At 35.0% G+C, this 17,172-nt stretch carries 16 protein-coding genes; 5 read left to right on the top strand and 11 right to left on the bottom strand.

What is annotated here, in order from left to right:
• The first annotated feature begins 59 nt into the window (after positions 1–59).
• Entirely contained in the window at positions 60–1,337 is a 1,278-nt protein-coding gene (locus ICJ85_RS09020) for a replication-associated recombination protein A (RefSeq protein ID WP_188223471.1), read from the top strand.
• A gap of 45 nt (positions 1,338–1,382) precedes the next feature.
• Here ICJ85_RS09020 and ICJ85_RS09015 read toward each other — a convergent pair whose 3' ends face one another.
• The 4 genes from ICJ85_RS09015 to radC form a co-directional block, all read right to left on the bottom strand.
• Positions 1,383–2,240: a hypothetical protein gene (locus ICJ85_RS09015; protein ID WP_188223470.1), complete on the bottom strand. Its 858-nt coding sequence runs from the start codon at positions 2,238–2,240 to the stop codon at positions 1,383–1,385.
• Positions 2,241–2,377: 137 nt separating this feature from the next.
• A complete protein-coding gene (locus ICJ85_RS09010; RefSeq protein WP_188223469.1) occupies positions 2,378–3,067 on the bottom strand; it encodes a YjjG family noncanonical pyrimidine nucleotidase in 690 nt (229 codons plus the stop codon).
• Positions 3,057–4,358, bottom strand: coding sequence for a polysaccharide deacetylase family protein (locus tag ICJ85_RS09005; RefSeq protein WP_188223468.1), 1,302 nt, complete (start codon positions 4,356–4,358; stop codon positions 3,057–3,059). The genes ICJ85_RS09010 and ICJ85_RS09005 overlap by 11 nt, the downstream gene beginning before the upstream one ends.
• 30 nt (positions 4,359–4,388) lie before the next feature.
• Positions 4,389–5,087: a RadC family protein gene (gene radC / locus ICJ85_RS09000; RefSeq protein WP_188223467.1), complete on the bottom strand. Its 699-nt coding sequence runs from the start codon at positions 5,085–5,087 to the stop codon at positions 4,389–4,391.
• Between the two features lie 76 nt (positions 5,088–5,163).
• Here radC and ICJ85_RS08995 point away from each other — a divergent pair, with 76 nt between their 5' ends.
• Positions 5,164–6,051 carry a dienelactone hydrolase family protein gene (locus tag ICJ85_RS08995; protein ID WP_188223466.1) on the top strand — a complete coding sequence of 296 codons (888 nt, stop codon included), beginning with the start codon at positions 5,164–5,166 and terminating at the stop codon, positions 6,049–6,051.
• 57 nt (positions 6,052–6,108) lie between these two features.
• Complete coding sequence (locus ICJ85_RS08990; protein WP_188223465.1) at positions 6,109–8,613, top strand: mechanosensitive ion channel domain-containing protein; 2,505 nt, start codon at positions 6,109–6,111, stop codon at positions 8,611–8,613.
• A 17-nt stretch (positions 8,614–8,630) separates the two neighbouring features.
• Here ICJ85_RS08990 and ICJ85_RS08985 read toward each other — a convergent pair whose 3' ends face one another.
• The 7 genes from ICJ85_RS08985 to ICJ85_RS08955 all read right to left on the bottom strand — a co-directional run bounded on the left by ICJ85_RS08985 (position 8,631) and on the right by ICJ85_RS08955 (position 15,218).
• Positions 8,631–9,986 (bottom strand): UDP-N-acetylmuramate--L-alanine ligase, encoded by a 1,356-nt coding sequence (locus ICJ85_RS08985; protein WP_188223464.1) that lies wholly within the window; start codon positions 9,984–9,986, stop codon positions 8,631–8,633.
• A gap of 69 nt (positions 9,987–10,055) precedes the next feature.
• The gene (locus ICJ85_RS08980) at positions 10,056–10,793 is read right to left on the bottom strand and encodes a tetratricopeptide repeat protein (protein ID WP_188223463.1); all 738 of its coding nucleotides are present in this window, start codon (positions 10,791–10,793) and stop codon (positions 10,056–10,058) included.
• A 104-nt stretch (positions 10,794–10,897) separates the two neighbouring features.
• Positions 10,898–11,623, bottom strand: coding sequence for an SDR family oxidoreductase (locus tag ICJ85_RS08975; protein ID WP_188223462.1), 726 nt, complete (start codon positions 11,621–11,623; stop codon positions 10,898–10,900).
• A gap of 80 nt (positions 11,624–11,703) precedes the next feature.
• Entirely contained in the window at positions 11,704–12,225 is a 522-nt protein-coding gene (locus ICJ85_RS08970) for a DUF4136 domain-containing protein (RefSeq protein WP_188223461.1), read from the bottom strand.
• Positions 12,226–12,261: 36 nt separating this feature from the next.
• Complete coding sequence (locus ICJ85_RS08965) at positions 12,262–12,951, bottom strand: ion transporter (protein ID WP_188223460.1); 690 nt, start codon at positions 12,949–12,951, stop codon at positions 12,262–12,264.
• A 31-nt stretch (positions 12,952–12,982) separates the two neighbouring features.
• The gene (gene obgE, locus ICJ85_RS08960; RefSeq protein WP_188223459.1) at positions 12,983–13,981 is read right to left on the bottom strand and encodes a GTPase ObgE; all 999 of its coding nucleotides are present in this window, start codon (positions 13,979–13,981) and stop codon (positions 12,983–12,985) included.
• Between the two features lie 127 nt (positions 13,982–14,108).
• The gene (locus ICJ85_RS08955; protein ID WP_188223458.1) at positions 14,109–15,218 is read right to left on the bottom strand and encodes an adenylate kinase; all 1,110 of its coding nucleotides are present in this window, start codon (positions 15,216–15,218) and stop codon (positions 14,109–14,111) included.
• 153 nt (positions 15,219–15,371) lie between these two features.
• Between ICJ85_RS08955 and ICJ85_RS08950 the strand changes: the two genes are divergently transcribed.
• Both ICJ85_RS08950 and purE read left to right on the top strand, forming a co-directional pair.
• Entirely contained in the window at positions 15,372–16,526 is a 1,155-nt protein-coding gene (locus ICJ85_RS08950; RefSeq protein ID WP_188223457.1) for a 5-(carboxyamino)imidazole ribonucleotide synthase, read from the top strand.
• A gap of 41 nt (positions 16,527–16,567) precedes the next feature.
• Positions 16,568–17,047, top strand: coding sequence for a 5-(carboxyamino)imidazole ribonucleotide mutase (purE, locus tag ICJ85_RS08945; RefSeq protein WP_188214771.1), 480 nt, complete (start codon positions 16,568–16,570; stop codon positions 17,045–17,047).
• Positions 17,048–17,172: the final 125 nt, after the last annotated feature.

Here is a 17,172-nt window from a genome sequence, read left to right as displayed (position 1 = left end):
GACTTTCTTTTTTGCAAGGTCACAGCAAAAACTTAAAAATTTCCTTTAATTTTACAGTCATGAATGAACCTTTAGCAGAACGTTTAAGACCAAAAACCTTAGAAGACTACGTTAGCCAGACACATTTGGTTGGCGAGCATGGCGTTTTAACCAATCAAATAAAACAAGGCTTAATCCCTTCCATAATTTTTTGGGGACCACCGGGTATTGGAAAAACCACGCTAGCAAATATCATTGCGACAGAATCAGGCCGACCATTCTATACGTTAAGTGCCATAAGTTCTGGTGTAAAAGATGTTCGAGAAGTCATTGATAAAGCCAAACAAAGTGGTGGACTGTTTACAACAAAAAATCCTATTTTATTTATCGATGAGATTCATCGTTTTAGTAAGTCGCAACAGGATTCGTTACTTCAAGCGGTTGAAAAAGGCTGGGTTACCTTAATTGGTGCAACAACTGAAAACCCCAGTTTTGAAGTAATTTCGGCATTGCTATCACGTTGTCAAGTCTATATTTTAAAACCTTTTGAAAAAGCCGATTTAGAAACACTTTTACAACGGGCTATTAAAGAAGATGTACAATTATCAGACAAAAAGATTACCCTTAAAGAGACTAATGCGCTTTTGAAACTCTCTGGTGGCGACGCCAGAAAATTACTTAATATTTTTGAACTCATCATCAATTCAGAGGAATCAGATAATATTATTATTACTGACGATAGTGTCTTACAAAAGGTTCAGAACAACACGGTTCGTTACGATAAAACCGGCGACCAGCACTACGATATTATTTCAGCTTTTATAAAATCAATTCGTGGTAGTGACCCAAATGGTGCTGTATACTGGTTAGCCAGAATGATTGAAGGCGGTGAAGATGTAAAGTTTATCGCCCGGCGATTGCTAATATCAGCCAGTGAAGATATTGGCAATGCCAACCCCACAGCACTGGTTATTGCGAATAATACCTTTCAGGCAGTTTCAACAATTGGTTATCCGGAATCACGAATCATTTTAAGTCAGTGTGCAACGTATTTAGCATGCTCACCAAAAAGTAATGCTGCCTATACAGCTATTGGTAAGGCGCAACAACTGGTGAAACAAACCGGGGATTTATCGGTGCCATTAGATATTAGAAATGCACCAACCAAACTTATGAAAGAACTAGGTTATGGCGATAACTATAAGTACGCCCATAACTACGAAAACAACTTTGCGAATCAGGAGTTTTTACCTGATGAAATTAAAAACACCAAATTTTACGAACCTGGTAATAATGCTCGAGAAAACGCGCATCGCGAATTTTTAAAACAACGATGGAAAGATAAATATGGGTATTAACCCAATAAAAAAATGGAAGCAATTGCTTCCATTTTTTATTATGATTTAAAACTTAATATTCAATTCTTTTTGCTTGGTTCCTTCTGAAGTATTAAACTCGATCAACCAAGTATCTCCTTTTTTATAAATAATGGCATTTTCACCGTTTACCATATATAAATTAGGCTGTGCCGTTTTAGTAATTTTATAAACCACTTTAGGTGTTGCATCTACTAACTGATAGCCATTTTCTATTTCCTGAGCATACAACACACTATTCATAACCTCTTTAACTTCTGCTTCCATAGTTTTTGCTTCCTTAGCCGTTTCTACTTTTTCAGCAGCAACAACCGGAACGACAGCAACGCTAGCAGCTTGTTGGGCCTCCTTTTCTTTTAAAGCTTGAATTTCATTTTTTAATTCCTGTATTTCCTGATTTGTATTTGTTGCTGCCACGACTGTAGTTGTTGTTGTTGTAGCCGCTAAGTTTGGCTCATACTTGTAATTCAATGCTTCAATATCGGTAAAAGCATCTCTTAAAGCCTCAGTATAAGCTCTGTAAAAATCCTTTTCGCGACTCTCCCCCACTTTTGTAGTGTATACCACGGCATCATTACAATCTTTTAGCTCTACTGTTAATTTAGTTTTAAACAACCCAGGATCTTTCATTGCATCAGATTTAAGGGCTAAACAACGATTCTTAACCAAATCGTCTGGGTAGGCTTCCCCTTCCTTTAAAGCTGTAAACCCATATTTTTCAAATAAAAATTGGGTTAACGAATTCAATTGATACTGATCTTTTTCTTTTAAAAAATCATATTTATTAGGAACGATAACATATTTATAAGCGTTTAAATTGGTCTGCGCAAACAAACTCCCCGCCACTAAACACATTACTAAAAGTGATAAAAATTTAGTTTTCATTGTTGTAATATCTAATTTAATTGAAATTATAAATTTCGTATACATTATTGTTTTTGATAATTGAGTAAATATACGTTTTGTTATTTACTTCTATTTTTTGAAACGTAAAAAATATTAAAATCGCATAATTTGAAACGTTATAAATATTTTTTTAACTCCAATAAGTTTTTCACTTGTTTTAAATGCGCCTCGACTTCCTTATCAAATTCATTGAAATAAATAACATCCATACCTATCCCCAAAGCACCTAGAATATCGGCTTCAAAACCATCGCCTATCATGATACTTTTTTCTACAGAGGTATTGGCCTGTTTTATGGCGTGATAAAAAATTTTAGGGTTTGGCTTTTTAACACCCACAGTCTCTCCGTTGGTTACTGTTTTAAAAAAGTGATCGATATTTGACTTAATAAGTTTTTTAGTTTGCACCTCTTCAAACCCATTCGATAGGATGTGTAAATTATAATTAACCGACAAATACTCTAAAATTTCAACCGTATTATCAAACAAAAAATTATGATCGGTTAAATACGTTATATAATCTTCTGCTAACTGATGAATTACTTCTTCTGCTACCACCACATTTAATGCGTTAAACGTATCGTTTAATCTTCCGAAGCGCATAAATGCCTTATCCACTTTTTCATCACGATATAATTTCCAGTATTGTAAGTTAATCGCTTTATAATGAGTTAAAAACTCCTGTAAATCGACCTCAACTTGATTTAATTTTAAAATTTTTCCAAAAGCCAATTCTGAGTTCCTGTCGAAATCCCATAACGTATGATCTAAATCAAAAAAAATATCTGTAATACCGTTAATCTTCATCTGGAGAATCTAAAATAATATTGAATAATTCTTTAAAACCTTTCCATCGTTCTACATCACTAAACGTATAATTATGAAATACCGGTATAAATTCTCCTTTCACCTTTTTAACTTCACTAATTATTTTATTTAAGGCCTTCTTTTTATCTAACAACGAATGCTGCTTGAGTAAGGTATAATCCATAAGGTGATACGAATTAATTTTTAAAGGTGTTTGCACTTCATAATCTAGATCGTAAAACAGAAAAGGGGTGCAGGTTCCCGCGCGAAAGCCCATGTAATTGACATATCCCATAGTATAGTCTTCTAAAATCTCATGTTCTATCAAGTTTCTGTAAGATTCCGGAAGATTTAATTTTGAAAATGACTGGCGCGATGCCTTCAGAGGGACATTTAAAATATCTTCCATGCGCATCTTTTCCTTCTTTAACACATCGGAATTTTCGAGCGCAAAATAAGAGGCCTTTAGCCCGACATAACAATAATCGGCAACATGCTTTATAAGTGATATAAAATGTTTACTATTGGGATTGGTACCTTTATCGTAAGTTGAAAAGTCTCCCAATAAGAAGAAAAACAAAAACTTATAGTTACTCTGCTTTTGTTTGTTTATGATATACTTAAAGGTATCGTAAGGATCATGCTGTAAACCGAATTTAACCATAAACCTATTGTAAAGCGCCTTAAACTTTAGCTGAAACAATTCTTTTAATGTTCCGCCAACACCACGCATGACACCTTTTAATTTAAAATGATATGCTGTCGGTACATCTATAATGGGTTTGATACTGTATTTGCGCTCAGGAAAACTAAAATCTTCAAACTGTAGCTGAAGTGCATCTCTGAATTTAAATGCCCAGATATCTACAACTGGTTGTTCTAAAAATCCATTTTTATAAGCTATACTTTCCGTGGCTAAAAAGCGGCCATATTCATCTTTTACATGTGGTAAATACTCTTCGTATCGCGATAACAAATAAAAGGATGCCGCAAAAATATCGAACGGAATAGCACTTTTATCGCCTGCTGAAAAGAAACTCTTAGTCTCTTCCCAAGGTTGTACATTCACCTCTACATCGCTTAAACCCTGTTCAAACAACATATCATGACTTTTAATAAAAAACTCGTTACCCAACTGTTGTTTGGTATACGACATTTTTAAACTATCATGCGCAATGAAACTTTCTATCTGTGTTGTAAAATCGACCTCAACACCTAAAATACGTGTACATATATGTTTAAAAACATACTTTAAACGTGGTGTGATTTTATGTGTATAAACTAAAAGCATACGTAATAGCGAGCAGTATTTATGGCTAAATTATAGAATTCCTTCGTCTGCGAAACTAAAGTATGCATTTTCTGTTATAATAAGATGATCTAAGACTTTAATATCTAAACTTTGCGCAGCAGTTTTTAACTTTTCCGTGATTTGCTTATCAGCCTCGCTTGGTCTTAACGTTCCCGACGGGTGGTTATGTGCCAAAATAAGCCCGGTAGCTCCAACTTCTAAAGCCGTTTTTAGCACCAAACGTACATCGACCAGCGTTCCTGTAATACCTCCTTTACTTAACTGATTCTTTTGAATCACTTTATTGGAGTTATTTAAATAAATAATCCAGAACTCTTCGTGTTGCAGTTCGCCAATAACGGGCTGCATCACTTCAAAAACAGACCGACTGGAACTTATTTGCTTTTTCTCTAAAGCTTCCTCTCCACGTCGTCGCCGCCCTAACTCCAGCGCTGCAGCAATTGTAACAGCTTTAGCCTCTCCTATACCTTTAAATTGCATTAATTGTTTCACCGACAGTTTCCCAAGTGCGCTTAGATTATTATCTACACTTCCCAATATACGTTTACACAAAGCCACAGCACTCTCTTCTCGATTACCCGAACCAATTAAAATGGCAACCAATTCGGCATCACTCAGAGCTGATTTTCCTTTGTAGAGTAATTTTTCGCGGGGCCGATCGTCCTGACTCCAGCTTTTAATAGAAAACGATGTTGATTTTTCGTGCATAGAGTAAATATAAATATTGTAAATTTATATTTCAACATTTGAACCACTGAAAATCAAACCTTAACACATCAACTAAATGAAACCATTAAAAAAAGAAGATATCAATCAGGACATTTACGATTTATACGATGATTATGCACACAATAAAATAAACAGACGCCAATTTGTTGAAAAGTTATCGGTTTTTGCGGTCGGAGGCATTACCGTGTCTTCGCTGTTAAGTTTTATAACACCTAACTATAACGATACATTATTGGTTAACCCCAATGATCCTAAATTAGATTCCAAATTTATTACTTACGAATCTCCTAACGGCGGTGGCTCCATCAAAGGATTACTTTCTAAACCTAAAAAAGCAAAAGGTAAACTACCTGGAATTATAGTGGTTCATGAAAATCGCGGACTTAACCCATACATTGAGGATGTTGGCAGGCGTGCAGCCTTAGAAGGGTTTATTTCCTTAGCTCCAGACGCACTAACCCCACTCGGAGGATATCCTGGTAATGATGATGACGGACGTGCTTTGCAGCGGCAACGAGATCGCAATGAAATGCTGGAAGATTTTATTGCAGCTTACAACTATTTAAAAAAACATAATGATTGTAGCGGAAAAGTTGGTGTGGTCGGTTTTTGTTTTGGCGGATGGATTGCCAATATGATGGCGGTTAAAGTGCCTTCTTTATCTGCAGCTGTGCCATTTTATGGCGGGCAACCTTCAACTGAAGAAACGGCTAACATTAAAGCACCCTTACTCATTCAGTATGCAGGATTAGATACTCGCGTTAATGCAGGTTGGGAGGTTTATGAAGCCGCCTTAAAAACAAATAACATCGAATACACAACACATATCTACCCTGAAGTTAACCATGGTTTCCATAATAATACAACTCCAAGATACAATGAGGCTACAGCTACTTTAGCATGGAAAAGAACGATAGACTTTTTTAAAGAAAAACTGCAATAACATAGAATTCTATGTCGACTTTTATAAGTTAAAAATCATTTAATTTATTTACATTTTATGCATAAATTTATAGCACAAGTCAACTATAACTTTATGCATTTTTCTTTATCATCGGTTTCGCTTAAAACATTATTAACTTCATTCATTGTGCTATGTTTCAGTTTTAATGACATACAGGCACAAGATTCAGACAATACCATCGACTCTATAATTGTTAATGCTCCCAAGGCTATACCGTTAACAGCAATTATTCAAAACATTCAAAAAACCAATGATGATTTAAAACTTATTGAACGTAAGCTGGAGGCTAACAAAGCTGTGCATAAAGTAGATTCTTTATACCCTACTTATGCCACATATATTGATAAACAACAGGAACAAACTGAAAAAGTTCTCGCTTCAAATCCAAACAGACAGAAAATTGAAAACCTATATACCAAATGGAATGGAAATCGAATTTACTTAACAGGTATAGAAGATGATGTTAATAACTTTGTTTCACGCAACACCCGCTTACTTGAAACGATTGAATTGCATCACAAAACCTGGGATTTAACGCTTGAAAATGCTAAAAATGAAGAAGCGCCAAAAGAAATATTAAACCGCATTAGCGATTTAATTAAAGATATTGAAGCGATAGATAAAGCCATTATTGAAGAAAACAATACTGCTTTAAAGTTAGAATCGAAAATCAATTTTAAAGTGGAATTGATTAACGAAATCATGGAGGAGATTTTAACCCTTAAAAACTCAGAAACCTATGATTTATTTCATTTAAGACACAGTCCTATTTGGAAAATTTCCTTTTCTCAAACCGAAAGCTCAAGTAATAGTTCGGCATTAGAAGCCGCATCAGATAGTTTTAAAGAACTTGTAAGCTTTATAAAAAACAATAAAAGTTCGTTCTACCTGTATTTTACACTTATTTTATTTCTTTCCGGAATTATCTACTTTCTGAAACGTGGGTTTGAAAAATATGAGTTTGTAGCGAACGACCCAAATTTACACATCTCTAAAGATGTTATTTTAAAACACCCTATTGCATCATATATATTCCTGTCTTTACTTATTGGAAATATATTTTTCACAGGAACACCTAAACTTTTTGAAAGTATTTTAATCTTGGGGTTAATCATTGTCTCATCGTATGTAGTACGACCACAAATAAAAACGCAGTTTAAAAACATATACTACGTTATTACGTTTTTCTATATTATAGATTTATTAAAAACATATTTATGGTTTCACTCCGGAGTTTATAGAGTTTACTTACTGTTCGAAGCCATTCTAATTGGTGCAGCGGTTTACTTATTACTAAAAAAACTCTATGCAACAAAAGATGCTAAAATCAATCCGCTTAGTAAGTTCTTAATTCAATTAAGTCCTTCTATTTATATTCTGGTTTTTGTAGCCATCATGTCGAATTTCTTGGGCTATACAAACCTAACTGACATCACCCTTAAAATCTGTACACATATTGGCGTTATCACTGTCATTTTTTATAGTTTATTGTTAATTCTTGAAGGTATCTCAACCAGTGTAATTCACAGACATTTTAGTTCCAAAGCTGAAATTGATTTCAACAGAAAATTAGCTTTAGAACTTAAATTAATGAAAATATTAAGAGTGGTGGTCTTAATTTTCTGGTTTCTGTTTTTCTTGAATATGATTGAAGTCTACAGACCCTTAAAAGATTATTTAACAGACATACTTTCAGAACCCTATAAACTCGGTACCATAAGCATTACCATCGGTTCGATTTTGTCGTTTATTATTATCCTGATTTCATCATATCTGCTAACCACACTCATTTCGTTTATGATTGATGATGGCGATGGTGAAGGCGTTTTAAAATCCTTACGATTACCAAAAGGAATACCTGCCGCCGTTTCTCTAGTAATTCGTTATTTTATTGTCGCCTTCGGGTTTGTTTTTGCACTATCGTCCTTGGGTATGGATTTGAGTAAATTTAACCTGCTTGCTGGTGCTATGGGTATTGGTATTGGTTTTGGCTTACAAACCTTAATCTCCAATTTTGTTTCAGGGTTAATTTTAGTCTTTGAACGACCAGTTTTACAAGGTGATACGATTGAAGTTGATAACCTTTTAGGGCGTGTACATAAAATTGGGGTGCGCTCCTCTAAAATCAGAACATTTGATGGTGCCGAAGTTATAGTACCCAATTACAACCTGATGTCTAACAATCTTATTAACTGGACGCTTTCGGATAACATTAAACGCATCGATATTTTTATTGGCGCAACTTATGACGCTGACCCAAATCAAGTATTAGAAATACTGGCTAAAACAGGTGCATCACATCCTAACACTCTAAAAACACCACCTCCACGCGGACTGTTTCTTGAGTTTGGAGATAACTCTCTTAATTTCGTGTTACAATGTTGGGTACATTACGAACTGAGTTTAACGACTAAAAGTGAGATTTCTGTGGCAGTTTATAATGCGTTTAAAGAAGCGGGTATAGAAATACCTTTCCCTCAAAGAGACATTCACATCAAGAGTATGCCTAATAATAACACTATTGAAAATAAAACATCTTAAAAAGAAAAGATGTTTTATTATTTTATCAAAGCCTTAACCTCATCAAAATTGAGTCCGCCGTAATTACCCGAACTCATTAGTAATAATGCTTTGTTTTCGAAATTTTGTGAGAATAAGAAGTTTTTAAAATCGTCTGGGTTTGTATAAATAACCAAATCGTCACGCTCAAAAGCCTGTGCAATTTGTTCTTGAGACACGGCATCCAGTTTTTTAATTTCTACCGCATGCGGCGAATAGAACACAACGGCCGTATCGGCAGCATCTAAAGCGCCTTTATACTCCTTTAAAAATTTAGCATTTAAACTGCTATAGGTATGAAGTTCTAAACAAGCCACTAATTTTCTGTCACTGTATTGCTCTTTAACCGCTTTGGTGGTAGCTTCAACTTTACTTGGTGAATGCGCAAAATCTTTGTAAGCTACACTAGTTTTGCCTTCCGCTATTTTTTCCAGACGTTTACTTGCCCCTTTAAAGGTTGAAATGGCCTCATAAAAATCGTCTTCATCAATGCCCATATGTTGACAAATCCACTTCGCTCCTGCCAGATTATTTAAATTGTGTTTTCCAAACACCTCGATTGGCATTGGTCCTTCTGGTGTTTCTAAATAGGTTTCGCCGTCTTCAACAGTATATTCAGGCGTGTGATAAGCTATTTTACGAATCGGATTTTCTGAAGCGTCAACCACACGTTTTACCTCAGCATCTTCTTCGTTATAATTAATACTTCCGCCTTTTACGATAGAATCTACAAAAATCTTGAACTGCTCTACATAATTCTCATAGGTTGGAAATACATTTATATGGTCCCAGGCAATACCACTTAACAAAGCAATATTAGGCTTGTACAAATGAAATTTAGGACGTCTGTCTATTGGAGAACTTAAATACTCATCGCCCTCAAGAACAATAAAATCATTCTCCTCGGTTAACTTTACCATCACATCGAAACCTTCAAGTTGTGCTCCCACCATATAGTCAACATCGCGATTATGGTAATGCATGACATGAAGAATCATTGAAGTAATGGTAGTTTTCCCATGACTTCCACCAATAACTACGCGGGTTTTATTTTTAGATTGCTCATACAAAAACTCTGGATAACTGTAAATTTTAAGTCCTAATTCCTGAGCCTTTAATAACTCTGGATTTTCGGCTTTTGCATGCATTCCTAAAACAACCGCATCTAAATTTTCAGTGATCTTCTCAGGAAACCAACCAAACGCTTCTGGTAATAATCCTTTGTTTACCAAACGTGATTTTGAAGGTTCGAAAATCTCATCATCACTACCGGTTACCTGATATCCTTTATTATGTAATGCTAAAGCAAGGTTGTGCATTGCCGCACCGCCAATGGCTATAAAATGTACGTTCATAAGTTATTTTTGTAGAGTGTAAAGATAAGGATTGCTATTTTTTTAGCGGTAATACAAGCCCTCTAAATTTTACTGTTTATCGTTTTCCAGCTCTCTAATTTGAATCAGTAAATCCGCATCCTGATGCTTTTCATAAGCTGCTTTAAGGTTTAAAATTGCTTTTTCAGGTTCATCTTGAGCAAGATAAAATTTGGTTAATTTATCATAGCACACCAACGAACCGCCTTCGGTTATGGCCATTTTATAATAGTTCTCGGCCAACTCTGGTTCCTTATCGCTTTCGTAAATAAAACCTTTAGCTAAATACCCATCCACTTTTGAAAGCATTTCTAACTGATTAGCATACGGTAAAGCACTAGAAACACCTCCACCTAAAAAACCAGGTAACTTCATATAATATTCAACTAAAGCCCATCTAGCATCGATATGATTTGCGTCTAATTCAGCGGCTTTAACAAAGGCTTCTTCAACATCTCCTATTAGAGTTAATGCTCTAACCTTACTCACCGATAAGGCTTTCATCCCTAAAACCCCACCGTATTTATAATGGAAATTAGCATTTTTATGATCAAAATCGATTAACGATTGGTAACTCTCAATGGCTTCATCCCATTTCTTTTGATGCCCGTAAGCATCCCCCAATAATTCTACTGCTTCTACATCATTGGGGTATTGTTTTAAATGGGACTTTAAAATAGTTTCGGCTTCTATGAATTTTTCTTGATTAAATAAATCTTGAATGCTATTGGCATCCACCTGAGCCATTGTCAATATAGGAAAGAAAAGTAAAAACAGAATTCGAGGCATTATACTATTTTAATTTTAGCAAAAATAATCCTTTTAAATCAAATAAAATCACCAACTTAAAGTCGGTGATTTTATAATATCAATAATTAAATTATTCACGTCATTTATTTACTAGGAGGCATAGTCGGTCTAACCTCTATTTTACTTGGTAATGTTCTTGGATTTAACTTCAATAAATCGACAACAATTTCTCCTAAGTCTTCAATTTGAATTTTCCAGGCATCACTTTCATCTGGTGTGTTACCATTAAAATAGGTCGATACCGATCCCGGCATAATGGTACTTACTTTAATCCCATAATTACGTAAATCTAACATTACAGATTGCGAAAATCCAGTTAATCCAAATTTACTAGCATTATACGCCGATCCTTTCGCAAAGAAGTTAGTTCCTGCTAAACTAGAAATAGTAATAAAATATCCTTTTGATTGTTTTAAGGCTTCAATACTCGATTTAATAGAATAAAACACACCGGTTAAATTAGTATCAATGGTTTCCTGCCACTGCTCTACTGTTAAATCTTCAATACTTCCAAAATGTCCTATTCCAGCATTCGCAATGACAACATCTATTTTATTAAAGGTATCTAAAACGGTTTGAATCGCTTCTTGCTGACTTTCATAACTTCTAACGTCAGCCTGAATACCAATTGCTTTAGCTCCTTGAGTTGAATTGGAATTTAATGCATTTGCAGCTTTTTGTGCCGCAGCTAAATCTCTTCCAGTAATGGCTACATTTACACCTTCGTTTAATAAAGATTGTGCAATTCCATAACCTATTCCTTTTGTGCCTCCGGTTATAAAGGCTACTTTATCTTTTAATGAACTCATAACTATTTTTTAGTGATTTTCGTAAAATTACTAAACGAAAAATCAATTGAAGCATTTAAAATGTTATGATAATTATAAAACTATGGTTTAGGCGGAAACTCAGATAACATTTTAACAACAATAGCCTTAAAAATCGCCTCTCTGCTTTCCGGCGTTTCATTATGTTTAAATGTTGATTCGCTTACCGCTTGCCAAAACAATTGTTTTTTATTTTCATCAACAAAATCGACAGTAATTTGTCGGTTAATATTTGACTGTCCTACTGGTACACCAATGGAAACACCACCACCAACATGCCTTCCAGTTCCACCCAAACCAATACCAAAAGAACTTTTAGGTCCCTCTTCATATTCTTTACTACTCAAATCAATAAAGAAATCTGGTTCTTTAGCGAGCTTATAACCTTGCTGAGATAACTGTGCATCTAAAGCATCCAGAAAGCGTTTGGTATCGAGTTCACTCAATCCAGTATTCATATCGGCGTAATAATTATAGGTTTTATATTGAGAAAATTTGGTTTCCTTATCGTAATCGTGATTAACCCGAACAGAAGAACAGGAGATTAGAACAAGAATCATTAAAGCTAAAAGTAACGTTTTCATTATTGAATAGATTTAGATACTGAAATTTACGAAATTTTACTTTTCTACCTTTCTATCCATTGATTTTGTTAATGCTGAAGAAATAATTGCTGTTGGAATAGCAATAATACCAAGTCCAATCATTAAAATAAAGAAAGTAAAAACGCGCCCACCAACCGTTACAGGATATACATCTCCGTAGCCAACTGTTGTAAGAGTGATAACAGCCCACCATAAACTTTCGAACACACTAGAAAAATACTCAGGTTGCGCTTCATGTTCGAAATAATAAATACCAACAGCAGAAAAAAAGATTAGAATAAGCGTAACAAATATAAAAAGTAGTATCTCTTCCTTAGCCGACCTTATAGCTCTTACAAAATGATGAATTGCCCGATTGTATCGTATTAACTTAAATATTCTGAAAATACTTAAAAAGCGTAACGCCCTAAGTGCTCGCAAATCGACACCAATAGAGATATAAAATGGTAGAATGGCCAGTAAATCGATAAGTCCTAAAAGGCTAAAAACAAACCTTAATTTATGCCTGGCTAAGTATATTCTTAAAATATACTCAATTGTAAAAATAATGACTATAAAAAGATCTATGTAATGTAAAACCTTTCTAGTGTGTGGATTTAAATCTGGAATGGTTTCAATGGAAAAGATGATAATCGAAATCAAAATTAACAGTTGAATAAATAACGCAAAGAACTTACTTCTTTTACTGTTATTTAATTCAACCATATTTTTGATATGATGTCTCACATGTCATCAATTAATCATTTAACATTTTCCAAAGTTTATCTTTAAGTTCCTTAATACCTTGCTGCGCTACCGATGAAATAAACATATACGGTATTGGCAGTTCGTTATCTAATTCCTCCTTCAACTCTGCTTTAAGTTCATCATCCAACATATCGCATTTTGATATGGCAATGATGCGTTCTTTGTCTAACATTTCAGGATTATAACGACGTAATTCGTCTAACAAAATATCGTATTGCTTTCTAATATCTTCGGCATCTGCTGGAATTAAAAATAATAGAATAGAGTTACGTTCAATATGGCGTAAAAAGTAATGACCTAAACCACGACCTTCGGCTGCCCCTTCAATTATCCCCGGAATATCGGCCATAACAAAAGTTTGGTAATCACGATATTTTACGATACCTAAATTCGGTTTTAAGGTTGTAAACTCGTAATCGGCAATTTTTGGTTTTGCAGAGGTTACCACAGACAGTAATGTTGATTTCCCTGCATTCGGAAAACCTACCAATCCAACATCGGCAAGCACCTTAAGTTCCATGGTTACAAACTTTTCTTCTAACGGCAATCCAGGTTGTGCATAACGTGGCGTCTGATTGGTTGCACTTTTAAAATGCCAGTTTCCAAGTCCACCCTTTCCTCCTTGAGCAAGAATTTTTTCTTGTCCGTCCTCTGTAATTTCAAAAAGGATTTCGTTTGTTTCGGTATCACGAATGACGGTTCCTAATGGCACATCGATATACACATCTTCACCATCGGCTCCAAAACTACGTCCGCTGCTACCATGCTCACCATGTCCGGCGCGAATATGTTTTTTAAACTTTAAATGCAGAAGGGTCCACAGATTAGATTTTCCACGAACAATAACGTGACCACCACGACCTCCGTCACCTCCGTCAGGTCCTCCTTTAGCTATATATTTTTCGCGATGTAAGTGTGCTGAACCTTTTCCTCCATTACCCGAGCTCACATACATTTTTACATAATCAACGAAATTTCCTTCTGTCATTCTTGTTTATTTTAATCTTCCACCACCGTGGAATTCCTATTTAATGCTATTTTAATTTTAAAAAAACCATATCCTTAATACTTTAAAGATATGGTTTTTATTGCTTTAAATCCTTACGGATTAAGATTTATAAGTTATCTATAACGCTGCTTAAACGTACAGTAATCTCTTCGATAGACCCTACTCCATCTACGCCATAATATTTATCTTGGGCAGAATAGTAATCTTTTAAGATGGCTGTTTTGTTATAGTACTCAGTAATTCTGTTTCTAATAATAGATTCGTCAGCATCATCAGCTCTTCCGCTGGTTTCACCTCTTTTTATCAAACGTTCTACTAAAATTTCATCGTCAACTTCAAGAGCAATCATTGCGCTAATTGCAGAATCTTTGCTTTCCATTAATCTATCTAATGCTTCTGCCTGTGCACTTGTACGTGGGAACCCGTCGAAGATAAATCCGTTAGCATCGGTATTTTTCTCTACTTCAGCCTCAAGCATATCGATTGTTACCTGATCTGGCACTAATTCTCCTTTATCGATGTATGATTTTGCTAACATTCCTAAAGCTGTTTCGTTTTTAATGTTGTATCTAAAAACGTCGCCAGTAGAAATATGTACTAACTTATACTTTTCTTTTAAAAATTCTGCTTGTGTTCCTTTCCCAGCACCTGGAGGGCCAAATAGCACTAAATTTGTCATGTATTCTGTTTGTTTTATTTGATATATTTCGGGTAAATTTCTTCCTAGTCCGTCGTAATCCAATCCATAGCCTACAATGAATTTATTAGGAATCTCTATACCAATATAATGAAGTTTGAAATCTTTTTTATAAGCTTCAGGTTTATAAAATAACGTTGCAATTTTTAACGATTTTACCTGCTCATTCTTAAAAATACGATGTACTTCTGCTAAAGTATTACCTGTATCGATAATGTCTTCAAGAATAACCACAGTGCGTCCTGTTAAATCTTGCGTTAAGCCTATAAGTCGTTGAATATCTTCGGTAGACTTTACCCCTTCGTAAGAGGCCAGCTTAATAAACGTTACTTCACATGGTTTTGGATATTTCTTTACAAAATCGCTTACTACCATAAACGATCCGTTTAAAATACCAATAAACACAGGAATTTCATCTCCAATATCTTTTGCTATCTCACTCGCCATTCGAGTCATAGCCCGGTCAATTTCTTCGGCAGAAATAAACGGTTTAAAAAATTTGTCGTGTAGCTTTACCACTGAAACTTATTTTAATAAAGGTGCAAAGATAATCAATAGATTAAGGAATCACCATTTTTTGATTTACGATTTAGATACTAATTAATATTTAAGTGTATTTTTGCATCATATTTTGTCGGTTAGACAATTTAATTTCATTTTTAAAGATAAACAATGAACTATTTTTCTTCAAATTTTAAACTAGGTATTCTTGGTGGCGGTCAATTAGGTAAAATGCTTCTTAACGATACCAGAAAGTTTGACATATACACTTGTGTATTAGATTCTAGTAACGAAGCTCCTTGTAAAATTGCAAGTAACGAATTTCATTTAGGTGACTTAATGGATTTTGATGCCGTTTACAATTTTGGTAAACAGGTTGATGTATTAACCATTGAAATTGAAAACGTAAACGTTGATGCATTAGAAGCACTTGAAAAAGAAGGTATCAAAGTATATCCTGCCTCTAAAACTCTTAGGACTATTCAAAACAAAGCGAGACAAAAATTGTTTTATACAGACAATAATTTACCAACCTCGCCTTTTACGCGTTTTGCTTATACTACAGAAGTAAAAGAGGCTATCGACCATGGCAGTTTAACTGTGCCTTTTGTTTGGAAATCAGCTCAGTTTGGTTACGACGGACAAGGGGTTAAAATTGTAAAATCAGTTTCAGATTTAGACGGCTTACCAAATGTTGAATGTATTGCTGAAGAATTAGTACCTTTTAAAAATGAATTGGCAGTAATTGTGGCTCGCACACTTTCTGGAGAAAGTAAAAATTTTCCGGTAGTTGAAATGGAATTTCACCCTGAGGCTAATCAGGTAGAATACGTTATTTGTCCTGCAAGAATACCGGAAGACGTTGCACAAAAAGCCATTGATGTCGCTTTAAGAACCTCGGAAGCTTTTAACCATGTTGGTTTATTAGCCGTTGAAATGTTTCAAACACAAAACGACGAGATTTTAATAAACGAAGTCGCTCCAAGACCTCACAACTCTGGTCACCAGTCTATCGAAGCGAGTTACACCTCCCAGTTCGAACAGCATTTAAGAGCCATTTTAGATTTACCTCTTGGGCGTACCGATAGTAAAGTTGGTGGCGTTATGGTAAACTTAGTAGGCGCTGAAGGCTACAGTGGCAATGTGGTTTACGAAAACATTTCGGCCATTATGGGATTAGATGGTGTTACACCACACATCTACGGTAAAAAACAAACACGTCCGTTTAGAAAAATGGGACATGTTACTATTGTGGATCAAGATATCAATATGGCCAGAACAATTGCCGAAGAAGTAAAATCGACGATAAAAGTGATTAGCGAATAAACGCCAAATCAATAAAGATAAAAACACAAAAACAATTTTAGATGAATAAAGTAGGAATCATCATGGGAAGCAAAAGCGATTTGCCTGTAATGCAAGACGCTATAGACATTTTAAAAGATTTCAATATTGAAGTTGAAGTAGATATCGTGTCTGCACACAGAACTCCTGAGAAATTATTCGACTATGGTAAAAATGCCCATACTCGCGGTATTGGAGTAATTATCGCGGGTGCCGGAGGTGCCGCACACTTACCAGGTATGATAGCCTCTTTATCGCCACTACCTGTTATTGGTGTTCCTGTAAAAAGCAGCAACTCTATAGATGGTTGGGATTCTGTATTATCTATTTTACAAATGCCTGGAGGTGTCCCTGTAGCAACTGTAGCTTTAAACGGTGCAAAGAATGCGGGAATCTTAGCCGCACAAATTATTGGCTCTGCAGACGAAGTCGTTTTAAACAAAATAATTGACTATAAAGAAAGCTTAAAGCAAAAGGTATACGAGTCGGCTAAAGGCTTATAAATCAAAAAACCCCGAAGAGATTCGGGGTTTAGTGCTATTAAGAATAATTCATTTGAGTTAGTCACTCTTTCAATTGAACTGCGTCAAATCTACAAAAAATATACTATGTATGCATAATATATTTT

This window comes from Aestuariibaculum marinum (assembly GCF_014596975.1).
Lineage (GTDB): Bacteria > Bacteroidota > Bacteroidia > Flavobacteriales > Flavobacteriaceae > Aestuariibaculum > Aestuariibaculum marinum.
This window is presented reverse-complemented; position numbering and strand designations above follow the sequence as displayed.

Excerpts from the sequence above, each read along its gene's own strand:
- ICJ85_RS08970 (WP_188223461.1), bottom strand. The coding sequence starts at position 12,225 with ATGAAAACGTTACTTTTAGCTTTAATGATTCTTGTTCTAATCTCCTGT.
- ICJ85_RS08965 (WP_188223460.1), bottom strand. The coding sequence starts at position 12,951 with ATGGTTGAATTAAATAACAGTAAAAGAAGTAAGTTCTTTGCGTTATTT.
- ICJ85_RS09005 (WP_188223468.1), bottom strand. The coding sequence starts at position 4,358 with ATGCTTTTAGTTTATACACATAAAATCACACCACGTTTAAAGTATGTT.
- ICJ85_RS08990 (WP_188223465.1), top strand. The coding sequence starts at position 6,109 with ATGCATAAATTTATAGCACAAGTCAACTATAACTTTATGCATTTTTCT.
- ICJ85_RS08975 (WP_188223462.1), bottom strand. The coding sequence starts at position 11,623 with ATGAGTTCATTAAAAGATAAAGTAGCCTTTATAACCGGAGGCACAAAA.
- purE (WP_188214771.1), top strand. The coding sequence starts at position 16,568 with ATGAATAAAGTAGGAATCATCATGGGAAGCAAAAGCGATTTGCCTGTA.
- obgE (WP_188223459.1), bottom strand. The coding sequence starts at position 13,981 with ATGACAGAAGGAAATTTCGTTGATTATGTAAAAATGTATGTGAGCTCG.
- ICJ85_RS08950 (WP_188223457.1), top strand. The coding sequence starts at position 15,372 with ATGAACTATTTTTCTTCAAATTTTAAACTAGGTATTCTTGGTGGCGGT.
- ICJ85_RS08985 (WP_188223464.1), bottom strand. The coding sequence starts at position 9,986 with ATGAACGTACATTTTATAGCCATTGGCGGTGCGGCAATGCACAACCTT.
- ICJ85_RS09010 (WP_188223469.1), bottom strand. The coding sequence starts at position 3,067 with ATGAAGATTAACGGTATTACAGATATTTTTTTTGATTTAGATCATACG.
- ICJ85_RS08995 (WP_188223466.1), top strand. The coding sequence starts at position 5,164 with ATGAAACCATTAAAAAAAGAAGATATCAATCAGGACATTTACGATTTA.
- radC (WP_188223467.1), bottom strand. The coding sequence starts at position 5,087 with ATGCACGAAAAATCAACATCGTTTTCTATTAAAAGCTGGAGTCAGGAC.
- ICJ85_RS08980 (WP_188223463.1), bottom strand. The coding sequence starts at position 10,793 with ATGCCTCGAATTCTGTTTTTACTTTTCTTTCCTATATTGACAATGGCT.
- ICJ85_RS09020 (WP_188223471.1), top strand. The coding sequence starts at position 60 with ATGAATGAACCTTTAGCAGAACGTTTAAGACCAAAAACCTTAGAAGAC.
- ICJ85_RS09015 (WP_188223470.1), bottom strand. The coding sequence starts at position 2,240 with ATGAAAACTAAATTTTTATCACTTTTAGTAATGTGTTTAGTGGCGGGG.